The sequence below is a fragment of the Paenibacillus sp. P4_A7 genome (assembly GCF_056402455.1).
In genome coordinates, this window is record NZ_JBFUHJ010000866.1 from 1 (window position 1) to 835 (window position 835).

The following is an 835-nucleotide window of genomic DNA, read 5'->3' on the forward strand; positions in this document are numbered from 1 at the left end:
GGTAAAATCCCTTGTAGTGGTCAGTCGTTATCTTGCGATAGCTAAAGCGATAGGGAATTTCATGTAATTCTACATCTTCAAAAAATTTCATCGTATGGATTCCTCCTGATGATCAGTTCAGAATAGTGTAACATGTCCGATTCAAGCATGACAAGAAAACAACAATTCCATACAACTCAGTGTAAATTTGAAAGCGATAGATTTCATACAATAGCAACGGCTCTTTTCGTGTATTTGTGCAAAATAACAACATTTCTGTTTCATAAAGCAAAACTAATAACAGGCTAAATGAAATACAATAATAGTGTCCGTTACTAGAAACAATGAGGATGTGAATGTAGTGGAATATACGACTTTTGGCAAAACGGGAATTCAGGTTTCGAAACTAGGTCTTGGGGGTGCTCCGCTTGGCGGAGATTTTGGTTCGGTCACAGATGAGCAAGTAATAGAGGTGATCGATAGAGCCTTGGAACTCGGAATCAACTTTATTGATACAGCACCATTATACGGAAAAGGAGAAAGCGAACGGCGAATTGGGAAAGCGCTGCAGGGCCAAAGGGAGAAAGTAGTCCTTGCGAGCAAAGCAGTTATGCGCGGTGTACCGTATACGTACGAAAATACGATTCGTTCTGTGGAGGATAGTCTTAAGCGGCTAGGCACTGATTATTTGGATCTCATTCAAATGCAYGAGCTTGATGAGACGAATATGGAAATCGGAATGAACGAAACCATCCCAGCCTTTCTTAAATTGAAGGAGCAGGGGAAGGTTCGAGCCATTGGGGTCAACGCCTTTAATCCTACTCTGCTGCTGCCCTTTATTCGCTCAGGTCATATC

Annotated in this window: 1 protein-coding gene; it reads left to right on the forward strand. The window is 41.7% G+C overall.

The window, feature by feature from the left end:
* Positions 1-340: 340 nt before the first annotated feature.
* Positions 341-835: aldo/keto reductase (locus AC1DWN_RS34580; RefSeq protein WP_477563318.1), on the forward strand; the 495-nt coding region annotated here is incomplete at its 3' end.